Source organism: Ammoniphilus soli (assembly GCF_040813775.1).
Genome location: NZ_JBEGDL010000001.1, coordinates 600,971 through 622,516, shown reverse-complemented (window position 1 = coordinate 622,516; position 21,546 = coordinate 600,971). Strand labels below are relative to the sequence as shown.

The 21,546-nt window shown below is 43.7% G+C and carries 23 protein-coding genes; 7 read left to right on the top strand and 16 right to left on the bottom strand.

Annotated features, from left to right (window positions below):
- Positions 1-25 precede the first annotated feature (25 nt).
- Positions 26-991, bottom strand: a complete 966-nt coding sequence (locus ABLT31_RS03390; RefSeq protein WP_367748862.1) for a bile acid:sodium symporter family protein — start codon at positions 989-991, stop codon at positions 26-28.
- A 206-nt stretch (positions 992-1,197) separates the two neighbouring features.
- On the opposite strand from ABLT31_RS03390, the gene ABLT31_RS03385 reads away from it, so the two are divergent.
- A complete protein-coding gene (locus tag ABLT31_RS03385) occupies positions 1,198-2,379 on the top strand; it encodes an O-antigen ligase family protein (protein WP_367748860.1) in 1,182 nt (393 codons plus the stop codon).
- 59 nt (positions 2,380-2,438) lie between these two features.
- Here ABLT31_RS03385 and ABLT31_RS03380 read toward each other — a convergent pair whose 3' ends face one another.
- From ABLT31_RS03380 to ABLT31_RS03360, 5 genes are all read right to left on the bottom strand, one after another.
- Complete coding sequence (locus ABLT31_RS03380; RefSeq protein ID WP_367748858.1) at positions 2,439-3,002, bottom strand: DUF1802 family protein; 564 nt, start codon at positions 3,000-3,002, stop codon at positions 2,439-2,441.
- Positions 3,003-3,111: 109 nt separating this feature from the next.
- Positions 3,112-3,474: a DUF4870 domain-containing protein gene (locus ABLT31_RS03375; protein ID WP_367748855.1), complete on the bottom strand. Its 363-nt coding sequence runs from the start codon at positions 3,472-3,474 to the stop codon at positions 3,112-3,114.
- 78 nt (positions 3,475-3,552) lie between these two features.
- The gene (locus tag ABLT31_RS03370) at positions 3,553-3,864 is read right to left on the bottom strand and encodes a hypothetical protein (protein WP_367748853.1); all 312 of its coding nucleotides are present in this window, start codon (positions 3,862-3,864) and stop codon (positions 3,553-3,555) included.
- Positions 3,864-4,877 (bottom strand): LLM class flavin-dependent oxidoreductase, encoded by a 1,014-nt coding sequence (locus tag ABLT31_RS03365; protein ID WP_367748851.1) that lies wholly within the window; start codon positions 4,875-4,877, stop codon positions 3,864-3,866. The genes ABLT31_RS03370 and ABLT31_RS03365 overlap by 1 nt, the downstream gene beginning before the upstream one ends.
- Positions 4,878-4,986: 109 nt before the next feature.
- Positions 4,987-5,316 (bottom strand): YckD family protein, encoded by a 330-nt coding sequence (locus ABLT31_RS03360; protein WP_367748849.1) that lies wholly within the window; start codon positions 5,314-5,316, stop codon positions 4,987-4,989.
- 239 nt (positions 5,317-5,555) lie between these two features.
- Between ABLT31_RS03360 and ABLT31_RS03355 the strand changes: the two genes are divergently transcribed.
- Positions 5,556-5,759, top strand: coding sequence for a hypothetical protein (locus ABLT31_RS03355; RefSeq protein ID WP_367748846.1), 204 nt, complete (start codon positions 5,556-5,558; stop codon positions 5,757-5,759).
- A 120-nt stretch (positions 5,760-5,879) separates the two neighbouring features.
- On the opposite strand, the gene ABLT31_RS03350 is transcribed toward ABLT31_RS03355, so the two are convergent.
- Positions 5,880-7,238, bottom strand: coding sequence for an MFS transporter (locus ABLT31_RS03350; RefSeq protein ID WP_367748843.1), 1,359 nt, complete (start codon positions 7,236-7,238; stop codon positions 5,880-5,882).
- A gap of 150 nt (positions 7,239-7,388) precedes the next feature.
- On the opposite strand from ABLT31_RS03350, the gene ABLT31_RS03345 reads away from it, so the two are divergent.
- Both ABLT31_RS03345 and ABLT31_RS03340 read left to right on the top strand, forming a co-directional pair.
- The gene (locus ABLT31_RS03345; RefSeq protein WP_367748840.1) at positions 7,389-8,246 is read left to right on the top strand and encodes an S-layer homology domain-containing protein; all 858 of its coding nucleotides are present in this window, start codon (positions 7,389-7,391) and stop codon (positions 8,244-8,246) included.
- 18 nt (positions 8,247-8,264) lie between these two features.
- Positions 8,265-9,857 (top strand): DUF4855 domain-containing protein, encoded by a 1,593-nt coding sequence (locus ABLT31_RS03340; RefSeq protein ID WP_367748837.1) that lies wholly within the window; start codon positions 8,265-8,267, stop codon positions 9,855-9,857.
- Between the two features lie 55 nt (positions 9,858-9,912).
- Here ABLT31_RS03340 and ABLT31_RS03335 read toward each other — a convergent pair whose 3' ends face one another.
- Entirely contained in the window at positions 9,913-10,506 is a 594-nt protein-coding gene (locus ABLT31_RS03335; RefSeq protein WP_367748834.1) for a peroxiredoxin, read from the bottom strand.
- 133 nt (positions 10,507-10,639) lie between these two features.
- The gene (locus tag ABLT31_RS03330) at positions 10,640-10,735 is read right to left on the bottom strand and encodes a sporulation protein YjcZ (protein ID WP_367748831.1); all 96 of its coding nucleotides are present in this window, start codon (positions 10,733-10,735) and stop codon (positions 10,640-10,642) included.
- 195 nt (positions 10,736-10,930) lie between these two features.
- Between ABLT31_RS03330 and ABLT31_RS03325 the strand changes: the two genes are divergently transcribed.
- Together ABLT31_RS03325 and ABLT31_RS03320 are read left to right on the top strand one after the other, a co-directional pair.
- Entirely contained in the window at positions 10,931-11,710 is a 780-nt protein-coding gene (locus ABLT31_RS03325) for an aldo/keto reductase (protein WP_367749349.1), read from the top strand.
- 110 nt (positions 11,711-11,820) lie between these two features.
- Positions 11,821-12,000, top strand: a complete 180-nt coding sequence (locus ABLT31_RS03320; RefSeq protein WP_367748828.1) for a small acid-soluble spore protein H — start codon at positions 11,821-11,823, stop codon at positions 11,998-12,000.
- Positions 12,001-12,062: 62 nt separating this feature from the next.
- On the opposite strand, the gene ABLT31_RS03315 is transcribed toward ABLT31_RS03320, so the two are convergent.
- The 6 genes from ABLT31_RS03315 to helD all read right to left on the bottom strand — a co-directional run bounded on the left by ABLT31_RS03315 (position 12,063) and on the right by helD (position 20,429).
- The gene (locus ABLT31_RS03315; RefSeq protein ID WP_462976458.1) at positions 12,063-12,527 is read right to left on the bottom strand and encodes a glycine betaine ABC transporter substrate-binding protein; all 465 of its coding nucleotides are present in this window, start codon (positions 12,525-12,527) and stop codon (positions 12,063-12,065) included.
- A gap of 52 nt (positions 12,528-12,579) precedes the next feature.
- A complete protein-coding gene (ptsP, locus tag ABLT31_RS03310) occupies positions 12,580-14,298 on the bottom strand; it encodes a phosphoenolpyruvate--protein phosphotransferase (RefSeq protein WP_367748825.1) in 1,719 nt (572 codons plus the stop codon).
- Positions 14,298-14,564 carry a phosphocarrier protein HPr gene (locus ABLT31_RS03305; RefSeq protein ID WP_367748822.1) on the bottom strand — a complete coding sequence of 89 codons (267 nt, stop codon included), beginning with the start codon at positions 14,562-14,564 and terminating at the stop codon, positions 14,298-14,300. The genes ptsP and ABLT31_RS03305 overlap by 1 nt, the downstream gene beginning before the upstream one ends.
- Position 14,565: 1 nt before the next feature.
- A complete protein-coding gene (gene ptsG / locus ABLT31_RS03300) occupies positions 14,566-16,689 on the bottom strand; it encodes a glucose-specific PTS transporter subunit IIBC (protein WP_367748820.1) in 2,124 nt (707 codons plus the stop codon).
- A 231-nt stretch (positions 16,690-16,920) separates the two neighbouring features.
- On the bottom strand, positions 16,921-17,787 hold the full coding sequence (gene glcT, locus ABLT31_RS03295) for a glucose PTS transporter transcription antiterminator GlcT (RefSeq protein WP_367748817.1): 867 nt from the start codon (positions 17,785-17,787) through the stop codon (positions 16,921-16,923).
- 365 nt (positions 17,788-18,152) lie between these two features.
- Positions 18,153-20,429, bottom strand: a complete 2,277-nt coding sequence (gene helD, locus ABLT31_RS03290; RefSeq protein WP_367748814.1) for an RNA polymerase recycling motor HelD — start codon at positions 20,427-20,429, stop codon at positions 18,153-18,155.
- 177 nt (positions 20,430-20,606) lie between these two features.
- Here helD and ABLT31_RS03285 point away from each other — a divergent pair, with 177 nt between their 5' ends.
- Positions 20,607-20,726: a GapA-binding peptide SR1P gene (locus ABLT31_RS03285; RefSeq protein ID WP_367748811.1), complete on the top strand. Its 120-nt coding sequence runs from the start codon at positions 20,607-20,609 to the stop codon at positions 20,724-20,726.
- Between the two features lie 323 nt (positions 20,727-21,049).
- Here ABLT31_RS03285 and ABLT31_RS03280 read toward each other — a convergent pair whose 3' ends face one another.
- Positions 21,050-21,484 carry a Dps family protein gene (locus ABLT31_RS03280; RefSeq protein WP_367748808.1) on the bottom strand — a complete coding sequence of 145 codons (435 nt, stop codon included), beginning with the start codon at positions 21,482-21,484 and terminating at the stop codon, positions 21,050-21,052.
- Positions 21,485-21,546: the final 62 nt, after the last annotated feature.

The following is a 21,546-nucleotide window of genomic DNA, read 5'->3' as shown; positions in this document are numbered from 1 at the left end:
CCTATTTTCTTCATCCCCCTGCCTTTTATGCGGCAGCATTTGACTTCCTATGGCCCGTCTTATAGTAACGGGCTAATAAATGGCCAAACAGAGAAGCCAAAATCTGCTGAAAAAGCATAGCCATTACGACTGGCGCTGCCACTGCCCCCGGAAAATAAGCTACAGCCATCACCGCCCCGGCGCTGACATTCCTCATCCCTCCAGTGAATACTAAGCTGACAATGTCTTCTCTGTTCCATTTTAATAGTTTCCCCAGGCCCCAGCTAAGGAGATAGCCGGTGGAGGAGACGAAAAATACGGTGCAGGCGATAGCAACAAGCCTCCAATTGACATGGATCAAATAGGGAGAAACCATGGAACTATTGATCATCACGACCATCCCTAGCCCAATCTTCAAAAAGGGAGCTAAGCGCGGGGAAAGGGTCACTTTCACTTTGCCTTTCGTCATTTGATTAAGCAGCATCCCTAAAAGAGAGGGTATAACGATCATGCCCAGCAGCCCTTTCATTAATCCCCACCCGTCAATCGCTACCATTTCCCCTACCAGAACGGAGAGGCTGAAAGGTACGAGCAAGGGAGAAAGGAGGGTGTCGATCAGGATAATGGATAAGGCCAAGGCGTGGTTTCCCCGGTAGATGGAAACCCAAATGAAGCTAGTAATTCCTGTAGGGATTACCATCCCTAAAATTAATCCTGTAATAGTCAAAGCATCCCCACTGAATGCGATATGTCCAACAGACCAAGCCCATAGCGGCATCCCGATATGCAGAACCAGAAACGCGATGAAAATCGGAAAAGGGTGCAGCATGACATTCGCTAAACTCCTAAAATCAGAGCTTAAGCTTCCCGCAAACGTCATGAAAGCGAAAATCCACGGCACGAGAAAAGTATAGTCATGCAGACGTTCGGCTAGCACCACCCCGCTTACAACACTTACAGGAGTTATGAGCGGCATAGCTTTCTCAAGCCCTCTATTCAATAATTGCAACATGATTTCCACTCCTAGTGTAACTTTTTCTTACTCTATTAAATCATATTTAGGTGTACTTTCCTATGTAACAGATGAATATCCATTACAATAGAAACCTATTAGTTCAAATTACTCTTGATCTGAAAACGGATACGAGGTTATCGTAATACTATTCTCAAATACTAGAAAAAAAACAGAGAAATAAAAGAATCTGGGGGTTTTCATGCTTGAACTGGGTACTAAGCTTTATTGTATTTTCTCCTTACCTGGCAGTAGTACCGATCCTGTTTATCACCTATCAATACTTTAAAAAAGGGGATTGGGCACTCAACCACTCTTGGACGAACGGGCTCTACATCTTGTTTTGGTGGTCTATTCTAGTGGGGTTTGTCAATGATCAAGGGGTGTACATCTCTACCTCTCTATTCATCTTGGGATACTTTTTCATCAGTCACTATTTGAGGGACAAATACCATACGGAAGTTTCGATTGAAAGGCTATTGTCTTCGCTTTTCTTCCTTTCGATTGGTTCTGCTTTCATTTCTTTCTTGGATCGAATGGGAGTAATCAGTTATGATCCTGCATGGTGGAAATTTCTTCTGGGAACAAGAAGTATCGTTGATATTGGAGCCTATCAGAACGACCGAGTCTCTGGAACCTTTAATAATCCCAATCTGGCAGGCACCTGGTATGCCAGTATGATTCTGATCGGCATTTACCTCTTCCAGCAAAGAAAGGGGCTGCTAAAGTGGGCTTATGCCTTTGGAGTAGTGATTTTTATTTGTTCCTTACTTTTTACGGAATCTAGAGCGGCTATTATGGGCTTAGGCCTTGGATTCGTCATCTACGCCTATTTCAGCGGGCACAAGAAACAAATGCTTGTCCTGATGTTTCTTTTGATGGGAGGCATTGCCCTCATGCTTCACCGTCCCGATTGGTTTCCGCGTGGCGAGTTCCTATTTTCGTCCATTCGGGACCGCGCAGCCATTTGGACCAATACGTTTGAGATGTTTCTGGAAAGGCCGATTACGGGTTGGGGAATTATGGGGATCTACTTCGCCGATAAAAGTGTTTATGATTACCTGAGGGTCTTTCATGCCCATAATATCTTCCTGACGCTAGCGACTACGCTTGGCATTGTCGGACTATTTATCTTCCTTCACATGCAATGGTCCTTGCTGCAGGAAATCCGCTTTCTTTACCAGTCAAACTGCCGATTGACTCCTCTATTAAGCGGCATGCAAGCCATGATAATGGGGCAAGGCCTCTTGGATTTCACCATCATGAGTCCGCAAATCTGCCTTCTCTATATCTCTTCTGCCGCATTCATTGGAGGATTAGCTCAAATGTATAAACCTTCTTATGTGAAGCTTGCACAATGGTCACGCAGGGATTACAAGAAAACATAGCGGAAAAAGAAAAATCTCCGGATATTCTCTGAAACAGAGAAAAATCCGGAGATTTCTTCTTAATCGGCCAACAAGCTGCGAATCTGTAGAACTTTTTCCGCGAACTTCTCATCACTCAGTACCGGCTTAGCACTGTCTGCGTCAATATCCTGCAGAAGCTCGTGCCAGGATTTGCAGCCTTGATAGCTTTCGTGAATCGGGACAACGACCGGCTTAGGCAACTTATAAACCCTTAATAGCAAAACATGTAGAGGCTGTTGCTTCTTCCATTTCAAACGGTCTTCAGCGACATTATCCACCCAAATATGGCAAGGCGAAAGGGCACGAACCTTATCCTCATCAAACACTTCAATGTCGTCCACTGCCTCTGCAAAAACTCGGATTTGTACCGTAGAACGGCGAGAATCCCATTGATTCATGGAATCAAAGAAGTCCGGTTCGTATTGAGGCTTGACCAAATCTACTTTTTGATGTTCAAAGGTAGGATATAAAAAAAATCGGTTTTCAATTAGTTCGAATTGCTTGGTTTCCTCCTGAATTCCGCCTTTGCGAAGTAAAATGATCTGCTCTCCTTCCTCTAAAGCTTTTACGGCTACTCCCCATTCCTTTAACGCAACTTTCATCCTAGCATCTCTCCTATTGACAGTCTTCCTTTAGCATACCTTTTCACATTCTCTCGTTCAAGCACCAATGGAATGGAAAAAAGACGTCTTAAGACGTCGGGATTTTTTACTATTTTGCAACCTGCTCCTCCGCTTCTGCCTGCTTCGCTGCGACTTCTCCAATAATCGGGAGAGCATACCATTCTCCTTTATAGGCCTTCACCATCATCAAAATCCATAGGATTAGACTAACCGGGATGAGGATCAGATTTCCAATCCAGCCGATGATAGGAATGAAGCCAAGAATAAAGTTGAGGATAAATAACACAGCAAATATAAGGACAGATTGTAACGCGTGAAATTTCACAAACTTATTTTCTTTCTCAAGCAGTAGGATGATTACACCTGAAATCACTCCAAATAAATAGCACAAGAATCCTGCAACGTTGGCTTCTAAACCAATGGAGGTTTTTTCTCTCGATTCATCACTCACGCGGTTTCCTCCTTTTCGCATTCTTCTATGCTATCTTATTCGGATTTTGTAATAAAATGAGGATTATAAGAAATGACTTCAGTCATATTTTTCATCGTTCTCTTGCGTTATCCCATCCACCAGGAGATCTAGCTCGTTTTCAAAGGGAAGATACAATGGGGCCGGCAAACGTTCAGCTATGTGCTCGATATCTGGGTAAGCCAAGGCTTGATCGAGCGAGGCAAAGCCGTCTAGCGTCTCATACCATGCCTTGAATGAATCAATGAACACATAGAACTTATGCTCCAGAAATGTTGCCTCATCTTCTGCCCCCTCCATAATGGAAGTTTTCTGATTGCGGTCCCATTGTTCAATGAGTTCATTTAGGTCTCTCATCATTTTTTCTTTCATCAATCTCCCTCCTTGCTACCAAACGCTTCAGCCAATAGATGGTACGAATTCAAAGTGGCTTGAAAATCATGGGTTCTCGTAACGACCATAAACTCTTCTGTTTCATATTCCTCGCTTAAGGACAAAATCTGGGCTTTCACCTGATCTTTCGAGCCAATGATCATGCGCTCTCTATTCTCTTTGACGATCATTCGTTCAAAGGGACTATAATTATACTTCTGTGCTCTTTCTAACGTCGGAATCCCCGCATTTCTCTTTCCTTGCCTAAACTCAAGGAGCATCAGGTCAAGGCTGGATGCTAACTTTTCTGCTTCTTCTTCCGTTTCCGCGCAGATTACAAAGACAGCCACTATAGTACGGGGATGCTCACCCATTAAGCTAGGTTTAAATCTCTGCTTATAGCTTCTTGTCGCATCCGGTCCGCCTGATCCATTAATAAATTGAGCAAAGGCAAAGCCCGTTCCCTTCTCTGCAGCCAACCGGGCACTATAATCACTTGATCCCAATAACCACACCTCAGGAGCTGTCGGAATGACCGGGGTAGCATAAAGCCCTTCAAAGCGATGTCCCGGCTGCAATTGGTCATACAGATAACCCGCCAGGTCATCCAACTGCAAAGGATAGTTGTCGACCGTACTCAGTTTCCCTTCCTGCAGGGCTTGAGTCGCGATCGGCATACCACCCGGGGCCCTGCCTAGCCCAAGATCAATCCTTCCTGGTGCCAATGCTTCCAGCACCCGAAAATTCTCTGCGACCTTAAAAGAGCTGTAATGAGGCAGCATAACTCCTCCAGAACCCAATCGGATCTGCTTCGTCCTGGCAGCCAAATGGGCAATCAGCACCTCTGGGCTTGAACCCACCAAACTTATGGTATGATGATGCTCCGCTACCCAAAATCGCCGATATCCCCAAGTTTCCGCTTCCTGTACGAGTTGAACTGTCCGGGAAAAAGCCTCCAATGCTGTTCCCCCCTCGATGATGGGGGACTGGTCTAGAATACTGAGAGAAATCAAAGATGAACACCTCCAAAAAAGTGCTTTATAATATACAATACCATATTCTTTCAATCCAGGACCTAAAAAAAGGGCCAAAAGCTTTTGCTTTCGAACCCTTCCTAGATAGCTATTCCTTATGGCCGTGCTTATGATGCCTGTCCCACTGCGGGATGAACCCGTTTTTCTCCTTCTTTGCATAATGCTCTTCCAAATGGGAGATAATTTTTTGACCTTTCTCTTCTGACATTAGGCCAAACTGCACATACTTCTTAATCACTTCTTTCTTTTTCTCTAAAATTTCCTTATGTAAAGCAGCTAACTCACTTTTCTGCTGAACCGTTAATTCCACCTTCTTTTCAGAAGCTGCAGGATCGGTTTCGGCAAAAACATTGCCCTGTCCCAGCAACATCATGGTGCAAACTATCGTGATCGCCAAAGATTGTTTAAATCGACGCATAAGAAAACACTCCTTCCAATAATTGTCGTTTTATCTTTTGAATATTTAACGGTTTTTATACTGCAGACTATTGTCCTATCTCTTCATTTTTCAAGTAATTTCCATAGCTATTTGAAATGTTGACACCACTTCATGGCAAACATATGAACCTTTCGCTACAGGGAGTGATTAATCGGACAAAAGCAGGTATGATGGTACATGTGAAGTGTTACACAAACTTAAAGGAGTGTGGACAAACGATGACTGGAACTTTGGTGCTTTACCCAAAAAACAAGGCTGTAATTCTTATTAGTGAAGTAGAGCAATCCGTTGTTGAGGAAATTAAAGCTCAATGCGGATGTGATCATTGCATGTGCAGCTTAAACGGGAACGTGGTGGATTTTGGACAAATTGATTACGTTACCTGGAGAACGGAACCGATTAACCTTGAATACGGATTTTAATAGAGTGATAAATAAATATAGCTATAGCTAAAAAAGAGGATAGATCAGTTAAACATCTATCCTCTTTATGCATGGTTATGTTCATTTTAAGTATACTATTTAACTCTGAGATTTTTAGCATCATTCTCCAGCCTTTGTCTGATATCTATAACGATTAAGCAAAAATGACGCAAACATTAACAAAGCTAAACTAAGGAAGGCATTCCGGTACATATGCTCAGGGTGGCTGTTCCATTCGAGAAACAGTCCTGCCATCGTAACTCCTATTGCCCCTCCAATAAATTGAACTAGCTGCATCATTCCCATCCCGGCTCCGACTTGCGGCTTATCCAAGATTCTGGAGGCTTCGTTAGATAGACTGGAGGTCATGCTCGTAAAGCCTAGGCTCGTTGACATATAGGTAACAAGTATGACAAAGGGAGAAACTCCCGAAAAGAAGGCAAATACAACTGCGGATAAACCCAAGAGAAGATGCCCGGTTTGAATTAAGGGGGCATTTCCGAACCGATCTATAGCTCTCCCGATGAAAATCGCAGCAAACGCCGATAGCATTGCCCCTGGAAAAATAATCATACCAATGGCTGCCGGACTCCTTCCAAAAAGATCCGATAGCATGATAGGCATTAGAAAAAGAATGGCAAAGTGGCTACAGAATGCGGAAAACCCCATAAATAAAAGCATAAGATATTTTCGGTGCCTTAATAGGGCAGGTTGGATAAAAGGAATCTTTTCCGTGAGCCGATGAATATGTCTCCAAAGAAGAATGAGAGAAAGGAGCGTTAAAGCTAGCACCCATATTTTAAAACTGACAAAAAAACCAAGCATCCCTGCCACTCCGATGGCCGTTAGGGAGGCACCTATGGCGTCAAAATCAACAGTTTGCCGTTTTTCTACCGGAAGCCATTTCCGATATAGCGGAATTAGAATCAATACAAGAGCGGTTACCGCAAACAGGGAATTCCAGCCCCACCACTGGGTAAGCGCCCCGCCTACAACAGGCCCTAAACCGAACCCTAAAGAAGCTGCGGAAGCAATAAGCGACATGGCCCTTCCCCTTCTGGGCAAAGCGATATACCGCGCAGCCAAAACCATCGCTAAACCCGGAACGGCCCCCGCACCTAAAGCTTGTAAAAATCGGCCAACGATCAGCAGGAAAAAGGAATAGGCGAAAAAACCGATAAAAGAAGACAAGCCAACCAGCGCTAACGCGCTGATCAACAGGCTGCGGATCGGTATGAAATCCGATAATCGACTATACGTAATTGTTGAAATGGCAAAGGCTACAGAATAACCGGAAACAAGAATTGAACCGGCTGTCGGCGTGAGTTGAAATTCATTAATGACAGTCGGCAAGGCCACATTGAACATAGTAGTATTCATAACGACCAGCCATACCGTGAGACTCCATAACGGAACCACTTTTTTCTCTATTGTGAAATTATTTACATCCTCCATCTCTCTGCATGTTCCTTCCTTCATTTGCTTACTTTAATCATACATAAAATCAATTCATGTTAGAAGTCGTTTGAACACATTAGGTTGAGCCATAAACGGATATTCAACCCTTCGCAAATAAGGTATAATAATTCTGTTTTGTGGTTAACCGAAATACATGGAGGTTTATATCGAATGCTGAACAAAAAATGGTTGGCTGGAATGATTACCCTAAGCCTTTTAGGAAGTAGCTCTTCTCTGGCTTATGCCTCTTACAACGACATTGAACATTCTTATGCAAAGGATTCTATTTTATACTTATCTCAGCAGGGCGTCTTAATCGGAAAGCAATCCGGAGTATTTGCTCCAAAGGAAACCGTTACCCGTAAGCAACTTGCGGTCATGGCAGCAAAGGTTTTGGGCATTCAGCCATTTCCTTCTCCTACCCCAACGTACTTCGATATTCCAAGCACAGATTGGTCCTATGTTTACATAGAAGCTCTTAGCCATCTAAGTGTAATCAAGGGGACAGAAGGCCGTTTCCATGGAGAAGAGCCGATCACTCGCGAACAAGCTGCTGTCCTTCTTTTTCATGCCTTAGGCATTGGAAAGACTTCCGATCCTTCTCTTTCTGAAACGACTTTTTCCGATGAAGCCTCCATCGCACCCTATGCTAAAGAAGCGGTAGCAGTTCTAAGCCGCCTCGGCATACTGAAAGGCAATCAAGGGTACTTCTCCCCAAAAGACTTGGTGACAAGGGAGCAAATGGCCGTCATCGGCAAACAAGTGTTTGATCGACAGAGCCAACAGGCCCAAAATAAAGACTGGACCGCATCCCCTTTGACTGTTGAGCTTAAAGTGGGGGAACAGACCCCGATCACCATTTTGCGAGCAGAGCAATCACCATATACCCCGGTATACGGCTGGGATCATCATGAGATTGGCACGATTACGCCCTCGGGATTATTTTCAGCCAAAGCAGTCGGAAAAGGGTTCTTATCCGTCAATCTAGGCAACCAATCTCAATATATCCTTGTAAAGATAACAGAATAACGTGGAGGAGAATGCATCATGTTACGCAAAGTCATTCTTGGGCTTTTAGCTTCCTGTTTGCTGATAGGGTCTGGCCAGGCAGCTGAAATGAACCCAGCAACTACAAGCTCTGCCCCGCCAATTACCTATACGGTAGAACAAGACGCGCCAGATGAAATGTTTCAACGAAACGAATATAAAATGTATCCGGGTCCGATTGATGGACTTCTCTCGAAAAGTGACACCTGGACAGGTTTCTTCCGACAAGAAGGGCGTGAGATCTCGGTCGATTTAGGGCAAAGCCGGATACTGAGCGAGGTTTCCATTGAATTTAACCAAAACAAAGGATCTGGTATTGTCCTCCCCAAATATTTGGATGTCAACGTCTCTGCGGACGGCCAAAAATGGAACAAGCTAGGGCAAGTGAAGCCCCATGTGCTCTCTTCTGAGCCTGGCGCCCTGACCCGCCGATATAGCCTTACCTTTTTGCCTACCTATACAAGGTATGTGAAACTTCACTTCCCTGTGGATGTTTGGGTGTTTGCACGGAAGCTTTCTTTTAAAGAGGAACCCTTAACCGCCTTGGTAAAGCCTGCGATTTTAGGGCATGCAAAAGAAACACCCGCTACGGATCAAGGTTATCTGAAGCTGGAAGGTCTCCATGATTTAGCTCTCATTTATACCGGAGGGCATGGGGAAAAAGGAACCTGGAAAAAGGACGATTTCGTGCCCATGGCGGGCTATGTTGACCCACAGGGGAAAATCCAAGGGAACATGTTTGATTCCTTCTTGTTTCTTCCTTATCCCAACCTCACCAATACCAAAGAAGAGTGGAACTTCTATTTAGAGGATTTGTTTAAACAAGGCCAGCAACTCGATGCCTTAAATGAAGCTAGCAAGTGGATTGCGGAACAAAATCCAGCTGTTCTTGTGAAACCGAAAGTCATCCTGACTATACCTTATCCTCATCCGAGCCAGGATGCGTTTGGACTGCTTGAGGATCCAACGAATGCGCTGATTTTTAATCACAATAAGGTAGCATCCGAAGATGCAGTCAAAAATCGTGCGGCGGCAGTCCAATGGTATTATCAGGAACTTATGAAAAAGTGGGAGCAAGCTTCTTTTTCCCATTTGGACTTTGCAGGTATTTATTGGTACCAAGAGACGATTGATAATACCATTCCTTATGAAAAAGAACTCGTACAGCTTGTCGCTAATATGGTTCACAAGGATGGTCATAAATTTTTCTGGATTCCTTATTTCGGTTCGCATGGCTATGAGCACTGGTCCACATACGGGTTCGATTATGTGTTTCTTCAGCCGAACTTCTATGCCCAAGAAACCCCTCCTGCAAACCGCATGGAGAACATTACCCAAATCGCCAAAAAGCATGGATTGGGTATTGAAATAGAGCTAGATGATAAGATCTTATTGAATCGCTATTACTATGACCTCTTCTATGAGCAATTAGATAAGGGAGCCCAATTCCAAATTAATACGGAAGCCAGCAATGCCTATTACCTTGGCGGATCGAAAGTGCTCGTCCAAGCCTCTAAAAGCACTCAGCCACTGGCGAGACAAATCTATGACAACATGTACCATTGGATAAACGGTTCATATAAGTCAAAATAACAAACATAACTAAAAGGCTCCTTTTATTTTAAGGAGCCTTTTTCTTAACGAGTTTTTAGATAGTCCCTGCGTTCTGAAAATCCGTCTGGATTCCAGGAATACCGGGAACCCAATTGGCCGGAACTCCTTGCCCGGTTTTGCGCCCGTATTGAATCGCCTGGACTAATCGCAGTATCTCGTAACTATTTCGCCCAACCTCTTTAGGGTAAATAAGCTTAGATACTATAACGCCATCAGGATCTATGATCACCGTTGCACGGAAAGCTGCACCGGCAGACTCATCTAACACTCGGTACGACCTGCTGATATGAAGGTTTCGGTCAGAAAGCATGGGAAACGGTACCGTTCTTGCTTTTGGCGACACATCCTTAAAAACTTTATGAGTAAAAACGCTATCCGTACTGATCGGCCAAACTTCTGTGCCTAGCGCTTGGAAGTAAGGATAAAGAGCAGCGACCGCTGCCAATTCTGTCGGTCAAACAAATGTAAAATCGCTTGGATAAAAAAATAACACGATCCACTTTCCCCTGTAGTCAGCTAGGTTCAGATTCTTTACTTCCTTACCGATTAAAGCCGGCGCAGTAAAAGGCGGGGCCAGATCATCACGGGTGGCGCAAAATGGTTGGTTCCGTTTCTCGTCGATATGCATGAACCCAAAGCTTCTCCCTTCCTCTCAACTCCTTCCATACTATGCAATGGGCGAATGCCTTGTTATTAATCCTTCTCAAATAAAAAACTGTCCCCGTGCTCAGGTAAGAGCATCAGGGACAGTTCCCTACTAATTAGTAGAACAAGCCTGGTTGTGCAATAATTACAAGCAGGATATAAAGAACCAAGATAAACGCGAGGCTGCCGCCCCATCCAGCAACTGCACCCATGTTTCCTCCCCCTTTCGTCTATCATCTGTTGTATCCTATGCACCGTCCGCGGAGAGTGGTTGTACGTTTGCCTATATGAGCGCATTAGTTTCTTTCTATCTCTTGGAAAATGATGTATAATGCTTGTGGACTTGAATGGATATAGGAGGAGGAGCTTAAGTGCAAAAGTATGCTGTTTTAAGCAATGGAGTGGAGATGCCTAGTTTAGGCTTAGGCGTGTGGAAAATCAAAGATGGAGATGAAGTGATCTCTTCTATCAAGCATGCCGTCCAAACCGGTTATCGCAGCATTGATACTGCTGCCGCTTATGGTAACGAAGAAGGGGTTGGACAAGCTATCAAAGAATGTGGCGTGCCTCGCGAAGAGCTCTTCATCACGACCAAAGTATGGAACACGAACCAGGGCTATGATACAACGCTGCAAGCCTTCGACGAAAGCATGAAGAAGTTGGGGCTGGAGTATTTAGACCTTTACCTGGTCCACTGGCCTGTAAAGGGAAAATATAAAGAGACTTGGAAATCCTTGGAAAAGCTTTATAAGGATGGCCGAGTTCGGGCGATCGGGGTTTGCAACTTCCAAGTACACCATCTTAAGGACCTTATGGCAGACAGCGAGATAACTCCCATGGCAAATCAAGTGGAATTTCACCCGATGTTAACCCAGAAGGAGCTTCTCACTTTCTGCAACGAGAACAAAATACAGCTTGAGGCTTGGAGCCCTCTCATGCAAGGGAACTTAGATCTGCCGGTCCTAAACGAGCTAAGCGCAAAGTATAAGAAAACACCTGCTCAAATCGTCCTTCGGTGGGATCTTCAGCATGGTGTCGTGACCATTCCTAAATCTGTTACCCCTCATCGGATTGAGGAAAACGCGGGCATCTTTGATTTCGAACTGTCTGCTGAGGACATGGAGCGTATAGACTCTCTCAACCAAAATAAAAGGTTTGGTCCAGATCCAGACAATTTTAATTTTTAAATGATATAGGGACTGGATTAAAGCAGTCCTTCTCTTTTTACATAAAGTGAATACTCCTGGATATTGCGGTAAACAGTATTATTGTTACCAATCAATGAGGAGGTTTTTCCATGAACGCTCAACGAGCAAAAGAAATTGCCGATTCCCCTGTGATGGCCAACGTCACTTATAACGATACGCCCATTTACATTCAACATGTTAATGAGGCCACCGAAACGGCACGAATCTTTCCCCTCAATCAACCCGAAAATGAGCAAGAGGTACCTTTAAACAGTTTAACCGAACATTAGAAAAAAGGGGGACCCATAACATGATTTTGGGTTCCCCTTCTTTATTCATTGATACGCCTAATTTACTTCAAATCTTCAATTGAGTTCACTTCCATATAAGAAGGTACAACAAGCCCGATCTTTGTACCCTTCAAGTTGGCTCCAAGGTCATCAAACTGACCTTCAAACTGCTCATAATAGTCAGCGTGCGTGGTGGGCAACCATGCAGCAACAATCGCATCCGCGTCCCCGCCTGCAACACCTGCCCACATCGGTCCAGCTTCTACTTGGCTCAGTTCTACCTTGTAGCCCAATTGCTCAAGGACAGCTCCTACCATATGCGTACTGGCAATCTCGGAATCCCAGGCAACATAGGCTAATGTGATTGGATCTCCTTGAACCGGTTCCACACCCTCAACCCAAGACTTCACTTTTCCTCCATTATTATCGATCCATTCCTTTGCTGCCTCAACAGGGTCTTTCCCATCGATGATATTGATAGAAAAACTAATCGATGCGCTGGAATCCCATGAGATTTTTTCTTTCATTCCCAAAAACAAAAAAGAAGCCGACTGATCAAGTCTGGCTTCTTTTTTGTTGTTACATCGAAAAAGTGGTCTTTATGAAAGATGCCACTTCTTCTGATGTTCTCATGGCTAAAATCTTATCTTTGTAATTGGCCATTTGTTGTTTGGACAGCTTTTTGATTTGGCTTCTTGCTGGCAGGATCGATGTTGCACTCATGCTGAATTCATCCAGCCCAAGCCCCAGCAATATGGGTATGGCGACAGGGTCGCCGGCCATTTCCCCACACATGCCCACCCATTTTCCCTTCTGATGGGCAGCCTGAATCACATGGTCGATAAGGCGTAAAATAGCCGGATGATAAGGCTGATATAAATATGATACGCGTTCATTCATTCGATCTGCAGCCATGGTATATTGAATGAGGTCATTAGTTCCTATGCTAAAGAAATCAACCAACTCGGCAAATTGGTCTGCGATGATAGCGACCGAAGGAATTTCTACCATAATTCCCACTTCAATGGCATCCGCCACTGAAATCCCTTGTTCGATCAGCGCTTTTTTCTCAGTCATTAACATCTCTTTCGCTTCTACAAACTCTTCGATAGTTGCCACCATCGGAAACATGATTTTAAGATTGCCATGAACACTTGCACGGAGTAATGCACGCAACTGCGTCCGGAACATCTCCTTTTCTTCCAAGCATAAGCGGATAGCCCGGAAGCCAAGAAACGGATTCATCTCTTTAGGCAAGTTGAGGTATGGGAGCTCTTTATCCCCGCCTATATCCAGAGTCCGAACCACAACAGGCTTTTCCCCCATTTTCTCAAGAACCGTTCGGTAGGACTCATATTGTTCTTCTTCCGTAGGCAGCTGGCTTCTCCCCATATATAAGAATTCGGTTCGGTAAAGTCCAACCCCTTCTCCGCCGTTGTCCAATATCCCCTTCACGTCTTCAGGGGTACCAATATTCGCAGCAAGCTCTACATGCTCCCCGTCTTCCGTGACTGTCGGTTCGTGCAGCAGCTTGGCCCATTCCGCTTTTTGCGCTTCATAGGCCTGCTTTTTTAACTCGTATTGCTCAAGCGTTTCATCACTGGGGTCGACGATCACCAGACCATCCAATCCGTCGACAATCACTTTTGTCCCGTGTTGAATCACAGATGTAACCGTTTTTGTCCCAACGACTGCCGGAATCTCCATGGAACGGGCCATGATGGCTGAATGGGAAGTTCTTCCCCCAATATTCGTGACAAACCCTTTTACAAAATCACGATTTAACTGAGCGGTATCCGATGGAGTCAAATCTTCTGCAACAAGAATGACTTCTTCAGAAAGCAAGCTGAGATTAGGAATCGTCACATTTAATAAGTGAGCCAAAACCCGGTTTGTGACATCCCGAATATCTGCTGCCCGCTCTTTCATATATTCATTGTCCATCTGCTCGAACATGGCAATAAACATCTTAGCGACTTCACTAAGCGCAAACTCTGCATTTACCCCTTCATTTCGAATATTCTCCCGGACAGGATCCAAGAGCTCTGGATCGTTCAACACGAGAAGATGAGCGGCAAAGATCGCCGCTTTATCTTCTCCTAACTTATGAAGGGCATGCTCTTGAATCTTTTCCAGCTCTTGCTGCGCCTGCTCTACCGCATGTGTAAGCCGTGCTACCTCAGCTTCCGAGTCGCTCACACTTTTTTTGTTTACACTGAGATCTGGACTTTCCAATAAATAAGCTTTTCCTATGGCAATTCCTGCAGATGCAGCAATACCTTGAATCGAAGATACCATTATTGCCCTAATCCTTCCTGTTTTAATGTTTCACCAATGGCACTTAATGCCTCGGTTTCATCGCTTCCTTCTGCTGTAACTTTAATTTCTGCTCCTTGCTGTACCCCTAAGGACATAACAGCCATAATCGATTTTAAATTGATATTTTTTCCATTATATTCCATCTTAATATCAGAGCTAAATTTCGTTGCCGTTTGGACAAGGGCGGTTGCCGGACGGGCATGCAGACCTGCTTCACTTGTGATTTGAAAGTTTTTTTCTACCATGTTATACTTCAACCCTTTCTTTTGCTTTTATGGATATAATCCCTTGCTCACCTTGACTTACTTGGCCTTTCTTTTGAATCTCAATATATTCTCCTTCTCGGAGATTTGTAAAAACGATCGGTGTAATGATAGAAGGAACCTTAGACTTGACTGCTTCCAAATCCACCTTAAGGAGAGGTTGTCCCCTTTTCACCTGATCATCTTGAGAAACCAATGCCTCGAACCCCTCGCCTTTTAGCTTCACTGTATCAATGCCAAAATGGATGAGGATTTCTCTTCCCTTATCTGAAACAATCCCAATGGCATGCTTTGTCGGAAATACGTTGACAATCCTCCCATCGACTGGAGATACGACCGTTCCTTCACTAGGAAGAATGGCAAAACCATCACCCATCATTCTCTGTGAAAAGACTTGGTCGGGAACCTCATCTATGGGAAGTACTGTTCCTTGCAGAGGGGAAACAATTCCCTCTTCTAGGGCAGCTTTACTCTGCGCAGGCTTGACATTTTCAATTTCTTCTAACTCCTTATCCGCTAGCGCATCAGGCATCACTTCCTCTACCTGTTCACTGACCTCATGCGCTGCAGACTGCTCCATAGGCTTTGGAGTCTTGCCTTCCATAATATCTTTGATTTGCGATTTCAAGTTATCTGATTTCGGGCCAAAAATGGCTTGAATATTGTTCCCAACTTCTAATACTCCCGCAGCACCTAGCTGCTTCAACCGATCTTTATTGACCTGTTTACTGTCGTTTACGGATACCCGCAACCGGGTAATACAGGCATCGAGGTGAGAAATATTTTCCTTTCCGCCCATGGCTTGGAGCACGTTATAAGCTAAGTCTCCTGCCCCTGCTTTTCCCGCAACTTGCTTTTCTTGGGCAACTTCTTCGCGTCCCGGCGTTTTCAGGTTAAATGTCTTAATTGCAAACCGGAAGCCGAAATAGTAAATAACGGAGAAAACGAGACCCACCGGGATCACTAGCCACCATGCGGTTCGATTCGGAAGAACTCCAAACAGCAGGTAGTCAATGACTCCTCCTGAGAATGTCATCCCAATTTTCACATTCAGGATGTGCATGATCATAAACGATAAACCGGCAAAAACCGTGTGGATCGCAAACAGCATCGGCGCTACAAACAGAAAGGAAAATTCAATCGGCTCGGTAATTCCCGTCAAGAAGGAGGTAAGAGCAGCTGAGCCCATGATTCCTGCCACCATTGTTTTCTGTTCCGGGCGAGCCATATGATAAATGGCTAGAGCTGCAGCAGGCAATCCGAACATCATAAAAGGATATTTTCCGGTCATAAAGGTACCGGCCGTCAATTCAACACCATCTTTGATCTGCTCAAAGAAAATTTTCTGATCTCCGCGGGCAACTTCCCCCGCCAGATTCGTATACTCTCCGAATTCATACCAAAAAGGAGAATAGAAGATATGATGCAGCCCGAAAGGAATTAATGCCCGTTCAATCACTCCAAAAACAAAGGCTGATGCGGTTAAGTTGGCGCCTACCATGTTATGGGAGAATGCATTTAGTCCCCCTTGGATGGGCGGCCAAACAAAAACCATGGCAATCCCAAGAAGAATCGCACTGGCCGACGTAATGATCGGAACAAAGCGTTTCCCGGCAAAGAAGCCTAAATAAGACGGCAATTCTATATTAAAGAAGCGATTATACATGAAAGCCGCCAGAATCCCAACAATAACCCCGCCAAACACACCGCTTTGCAGGGTCGGAATCCCTAGTATATTGGCATAAGCCGGATTCGCCGCTATAAGCTCCGGTGTAACCCCTAATATCACGCTCATCGTTACATTCATAACTAGATAAGCTAAGATCGCCGCTAATCCAGCTACACCATCTCCACCGGCCAATCCTACTGCCACTCCTACAGCAAATAAGAGGGGCAAATTTCCAAAGACAATTCCGCCTGCCTGCTCCATGACATTGGCTACCATCTGCACGCCACCTGCTTCTAGTACAGGAAAACGGGCAGTAAGGGCAGGATTATGCAAGGCGTTGCCCAGAGCCAGAAGGATACCGGCAGCTGGTAATATCGCAACAGGAAGCATGAGGGCTTTCCCAACTTTTTGCAATGTCCCAAAAACCTGTTTAAACATGACTTTCCCCCTTTGTCTTTTATTTTCTAACCATCATGAAGGTATTATGTGCAGGAAGTAAGGATAAAAGTCTTTCCATTAGCTTTAGAGAGCTGCAGCTCAAAACGCAAAAAAGCATGAGAAAAGAGAATAAAGAAATAAATGTCAGGTACGCTCTTGCATCCTGTCCATTCGCTTCCTACCTCTTCACTCATGCCTGATCGGATCAGTAACACGTTCAGAAAGTTAAGCTTATTTGAATTTATTTGAAAGCCTTCTCAAATGCATGGTCAAATATACTGCCTCTGCTTCATATACTTTTCTGTCCAAAGCGTTCTGTAGCACTTTTATCAACTTCCAAGCCAAATTATAGCATACTGGATATTCTTCCTTCAATAACAAAGTTAACTTTTCGGGCTCTTCTACTTCTTCTCCATTTTTGACTCTCTGGATGGTAAATTGCAAATGACGAATGAGTCGCATATAATTCACACTCGATCGGTCGATCATAACTTCTAGATTATTTTCTATAAGGCCAATCAATTGGGCAATCAGTTGATTATATTGAGTAACTTCTGAAACTGGCTTTTTCGCAAGTGCGCTATGGATATGAAGCGCAATAAAACCCACTTCCCCCTCTGGCAGTGCCAGATGTGTTTTCGCTGCTAAAATCTTAACGACTTCCTCAGCGATTTGGTACTCTTTCGGATATAGGTGCTTCGTTTCCACCAAGAAAGGATTCTTAATGTCTAAGCCTTCCTGAATGCGCTTAAACGCAAAGGATATATGATCCGTCAAAGCTATATGAATATGTTCATTTAGCTTTGATTTCATTTGGTCCTCAATGAAATGCATAACCTCGCTCATTGCTTCAATGAGGGTCTCAGAAACAAAAGGCAGCAATTTTTTATACTGTTCCTGTTCGTTTGGATCTTTAAGGACAAACATCTTTTCGATTGAAGGAGAAGCGATAGAATCGCCTTTCTTTTTTCCAAATCCTAGACCCGCTCCGATTAAAATGACCTCATCTCCGGTTTCTGTTTCTGCCATGAGGACATTATTATTCAAAACTTTTAAGATATAAAAGGACTCTTGCAAGACCTCCAGCTCCCTTAACAACAAGCATTCACTTGAAACTCATCATATCGGATCCTTTAAAAAAGTTCAACCCTAAATATCTTAAAACAAGGCACTAATCAATGGAAAAGTTGCTTTTTGTCACAAGTTATTGTATAATAAATTTCCGACTTCACTTTAATCTACATGTAACAAAACCCTATAAATCCTCGCTAGAACCCGTCTGGTTATTTTCCTGGCTATAACTCAAGGTGTTTTACGTTATTCCCCTGGATCGGTCATCGGAGCCGTAAGGATGGAAGAGAGGTAGGGCTTTCATGAATTGGAAAAAGGTTTGGGTCTTGTTCACCAAACTCTTGATGGTAATATACAGGCCTGCAGGATCCCTGCAGGCCTGTTTTGCGTATTTATTCGATCACGTCATAGTATTGAAGACCCACGCTTTCTATAAGAGGAAGATTGCCGCTGCGCCTACATATGAAAAGCTGATGTAACGGTCTTGTCATCGCTACATATAAAAGCTTCAAATCTAATTCTTCCCGAGTATATGGATATTCGATAGAAGCAATGAACACCACATCAAACTCCAGCCCTTTTACGGTATGACAAGGTACAATCACTGCATCTGTCCGTGTCATATCGTCGTCTCCAAGCAAAAGCTTTATATTGAAACTCGATTCCTTTTTCAAATGGCGGAAGATACTATGGCATTCTTCTTGGGTTTTCCCAATAATCGCCATAGACTCAAAGCCTTCACCTTTTAATCGCTCGATTTGGAAGGATAGATATTGTGCCAGTTGTTGATAATCTTGAGTTTCTTTTACTTGAGGCTTCGCACCGTGCCGGACAACAGGTTCGGCTAATATGAGACCAGGATTAGAGGACTGCTTGATGATCTGGTTGGCTAATTCCATAATTTCGATCGTCGTGCGGTAGCTTTGCTTAAGTATTTTGAATTGGCAATTTCCACTGGAAAAAACCGCTTTGCGGACATCTTCCCAGTCATTTATGCCCCGGTATCCATGGATACCTTGGGACAAGTCGCCGAGAATGGTAAATAGTTCAGTATGAAGTCCAGCCTTTAGCGCATAGAGCTGAAACAGGCTAAAATCCTGCGCTTCATCAATCACGATGTTTTTAACTTTATGCACCTCATCCCACCCAAACAGTTGATGCTTGAGAAAAAGCAGCGCAGCCATATCTTCCATTTCATATTTTTTCTGTTCTAATAATTGCAGGCTGTAGTGGCTAAGAAATTCTGCTTGCTTGTCTGCCATAGATGGAGCGTAATGCTTTATCTTTGTGAGTAAATGTTTATAGCAGTCAAACAAATCGTATTTAGGAATTTGAGCGATGTAATTTCTAATTAAGGATTTGCTTTTCTCTTCCAACTCCAATAGTTTGGCTTCCTTGCTATCCATTAGGGAGACAACGGTTTCCCTCCGTTTCTCCAAATCCGTCATCTTCTCAAAGCAGCGATCAATTTGTTTGTCATAAAAATTCTTAATTGATTTCTGGATATCCTTTTTCTTGGTCTTAAGATGGTTAGCGAAGATTTTCTTCATCTGGTCTAGCCGTTTGTAAATCGGCATATAGGCATAATCATGAAAAAATAGGCGGTCCATGTCCTCTCTCGAATAAATGATATGCTTACCTATTTTCAAGTCTTTATTGGGCAAAAAATTAGCTTTTATATCTTGAATGTAGGCTTCGATAATGCCTTTGTATTCCATGGACCCTTTGAATGCTGAAGCCCATTGCAAGAGTTCATGTCGCCCCCCAATAAACAAGATGAGCTTCCTGTCTTCGGCCAGCTTATATTTTTTCCCTATCACATCACCCGCGAAGTCTATCCAAGTTGTTTGCTTTACGTTTTCTACACCAAGTTCAGGAAGAACTTCGGAAATGTAATGAATAAACAATCGGTTGGGTGCAAGGATCATAAATTGCTCCGGTTCAAAACGATCCGCGTAGGTATAGATAAAATAAGCGATACGATGTAAGGCGATGGTTGTCTTTCCGCTCCCTGCTACTCCTTGGACAATCAGGGGGCGATTCATTTCGGCACGAATCACCTGATTTTGCTCTGCCTGGATCGTTGATACGATATCCTTCAGTCGCTTATCGGCATTGCTGCCCAATGAATCCTGAAGCAATTCATCCCTCGTCGTAATATCTATGTCCCGGAAATCCTCCAGTTTTCCTTCTTCGATCATATATTGCCGTTTAAGGAACAACTCCCCTTTTGCTTCCCCTATTTCTGTCTGGTAGGTTACCTCTCCTGGACGCCCTTCATAATATACATTTGCAATAGGAGAACGCCAATCCACGATCACAGGTTCATGATCCTCCATCCGATACAGCGAAGTTTTCCCGATATAGAGCTTTTCGGTCTTTTCGCTATCTTCCGGCTTAAAGTCGATCCGGCAAAAATAAGGCTTTTTTTGGATCCGATGAAGGCTATGCACATCTCGCTCAACCATCTCGAGGAATTTCGCATTGGTTAAAATATTAATATAGCTTTGGCTGCTGTCAGTTGGGTCAAGCTCTGTCATTGCCAGCTGAATATTGGCTTTAAGAACCCCGATATTTTCCCCGGATAGACTGAGAACCTGGCGAATATATTCTTTTGTTTCATCCAGCCGTTGCAGTTCGTCTTGGTAGTCCGGATGTTTATGTATCATCAGGCATCTAACCTCCCTTTTTTTTGAAATTGGAGCATCATCACCCTTGTAGCGGGACGAAATTTGACCAACAAAGACAAAAAATGCAGTCTTCTCATCATAATAAAAGCCACTTATAATATAAATATGACATACTAAACCGTGAATAAATGATACTAATTAAGGAGCTGGATCAAAATGACTATCCTAGTTTGCCAAGAATGTGATGCAACGGTTGATTTCATGCAAGACGAAAAGGTTAGTACTTTATATGTGAAGTGCTCCTGCTGTAAAGAACAAAGCCACAAGCAAGCCTAAATGGGCTTGCTTTTTCTTTTGGGCATTAAGTAAGCTAACGATAAAGGCAAAGACCCCTTGTGATCTTTGCCCTATTATACCATTATGTTCCGTTGACAGTTATTTTCCTTTGGGCATACTACTTAAAGACAAGCAGGAGGTGCTCACTATGGAAAAAGACATTCCGCGCTTATGGGAAATCACCCTCATTTGCGTTATTCCAACCCTTGCTTTCTTTGGGTGGGCAGCACGCATTATCATAAGTTAATAAAAAGCGATCGCTAAAGACGCAAAAACGCTACCTCTAACTTAAGGTAGCGTTCTTTTATTATACTATGTAGCTTTTACCTGCCTAAGTACGAATTCAACATCCAAACATGCTTTTCCAAGCTGGAAAAAATAGCTAGGAACATATCACCTGTTGTTTCATCCCCGACAGATTCAGCAATTTCCATACCATGCTTCAGTTCAGAAAGCATTTGTGTAAAATCATTAACCGTAGACTGAACCATTTCCGTTGCGGACTCATTTCCTTTCGCTTCCTGTACGGAAGCCAATTCAAGACATCCTGTCATGGTTGCAACTGGCTTACCGCCTATGGCAAGCAAGCGTTCTGCCAATTCGTCAATATGGACAGCACCCTCATTATAAAACTCCTCAAACTTGGCGTGCAATGTGAAGAATTGCTCTCCAGTGACATACCAATGATAATTGTGCAGTTTAATAAACATGACTGACCAATTGGCAATTTGTTTGTTCATCATTTCCGTTAAATTCATGAAACTGGACCTCCTTTGTTCTTGTCCATAGATTAGGTTGTCCAAAAAATAATGGATTAACC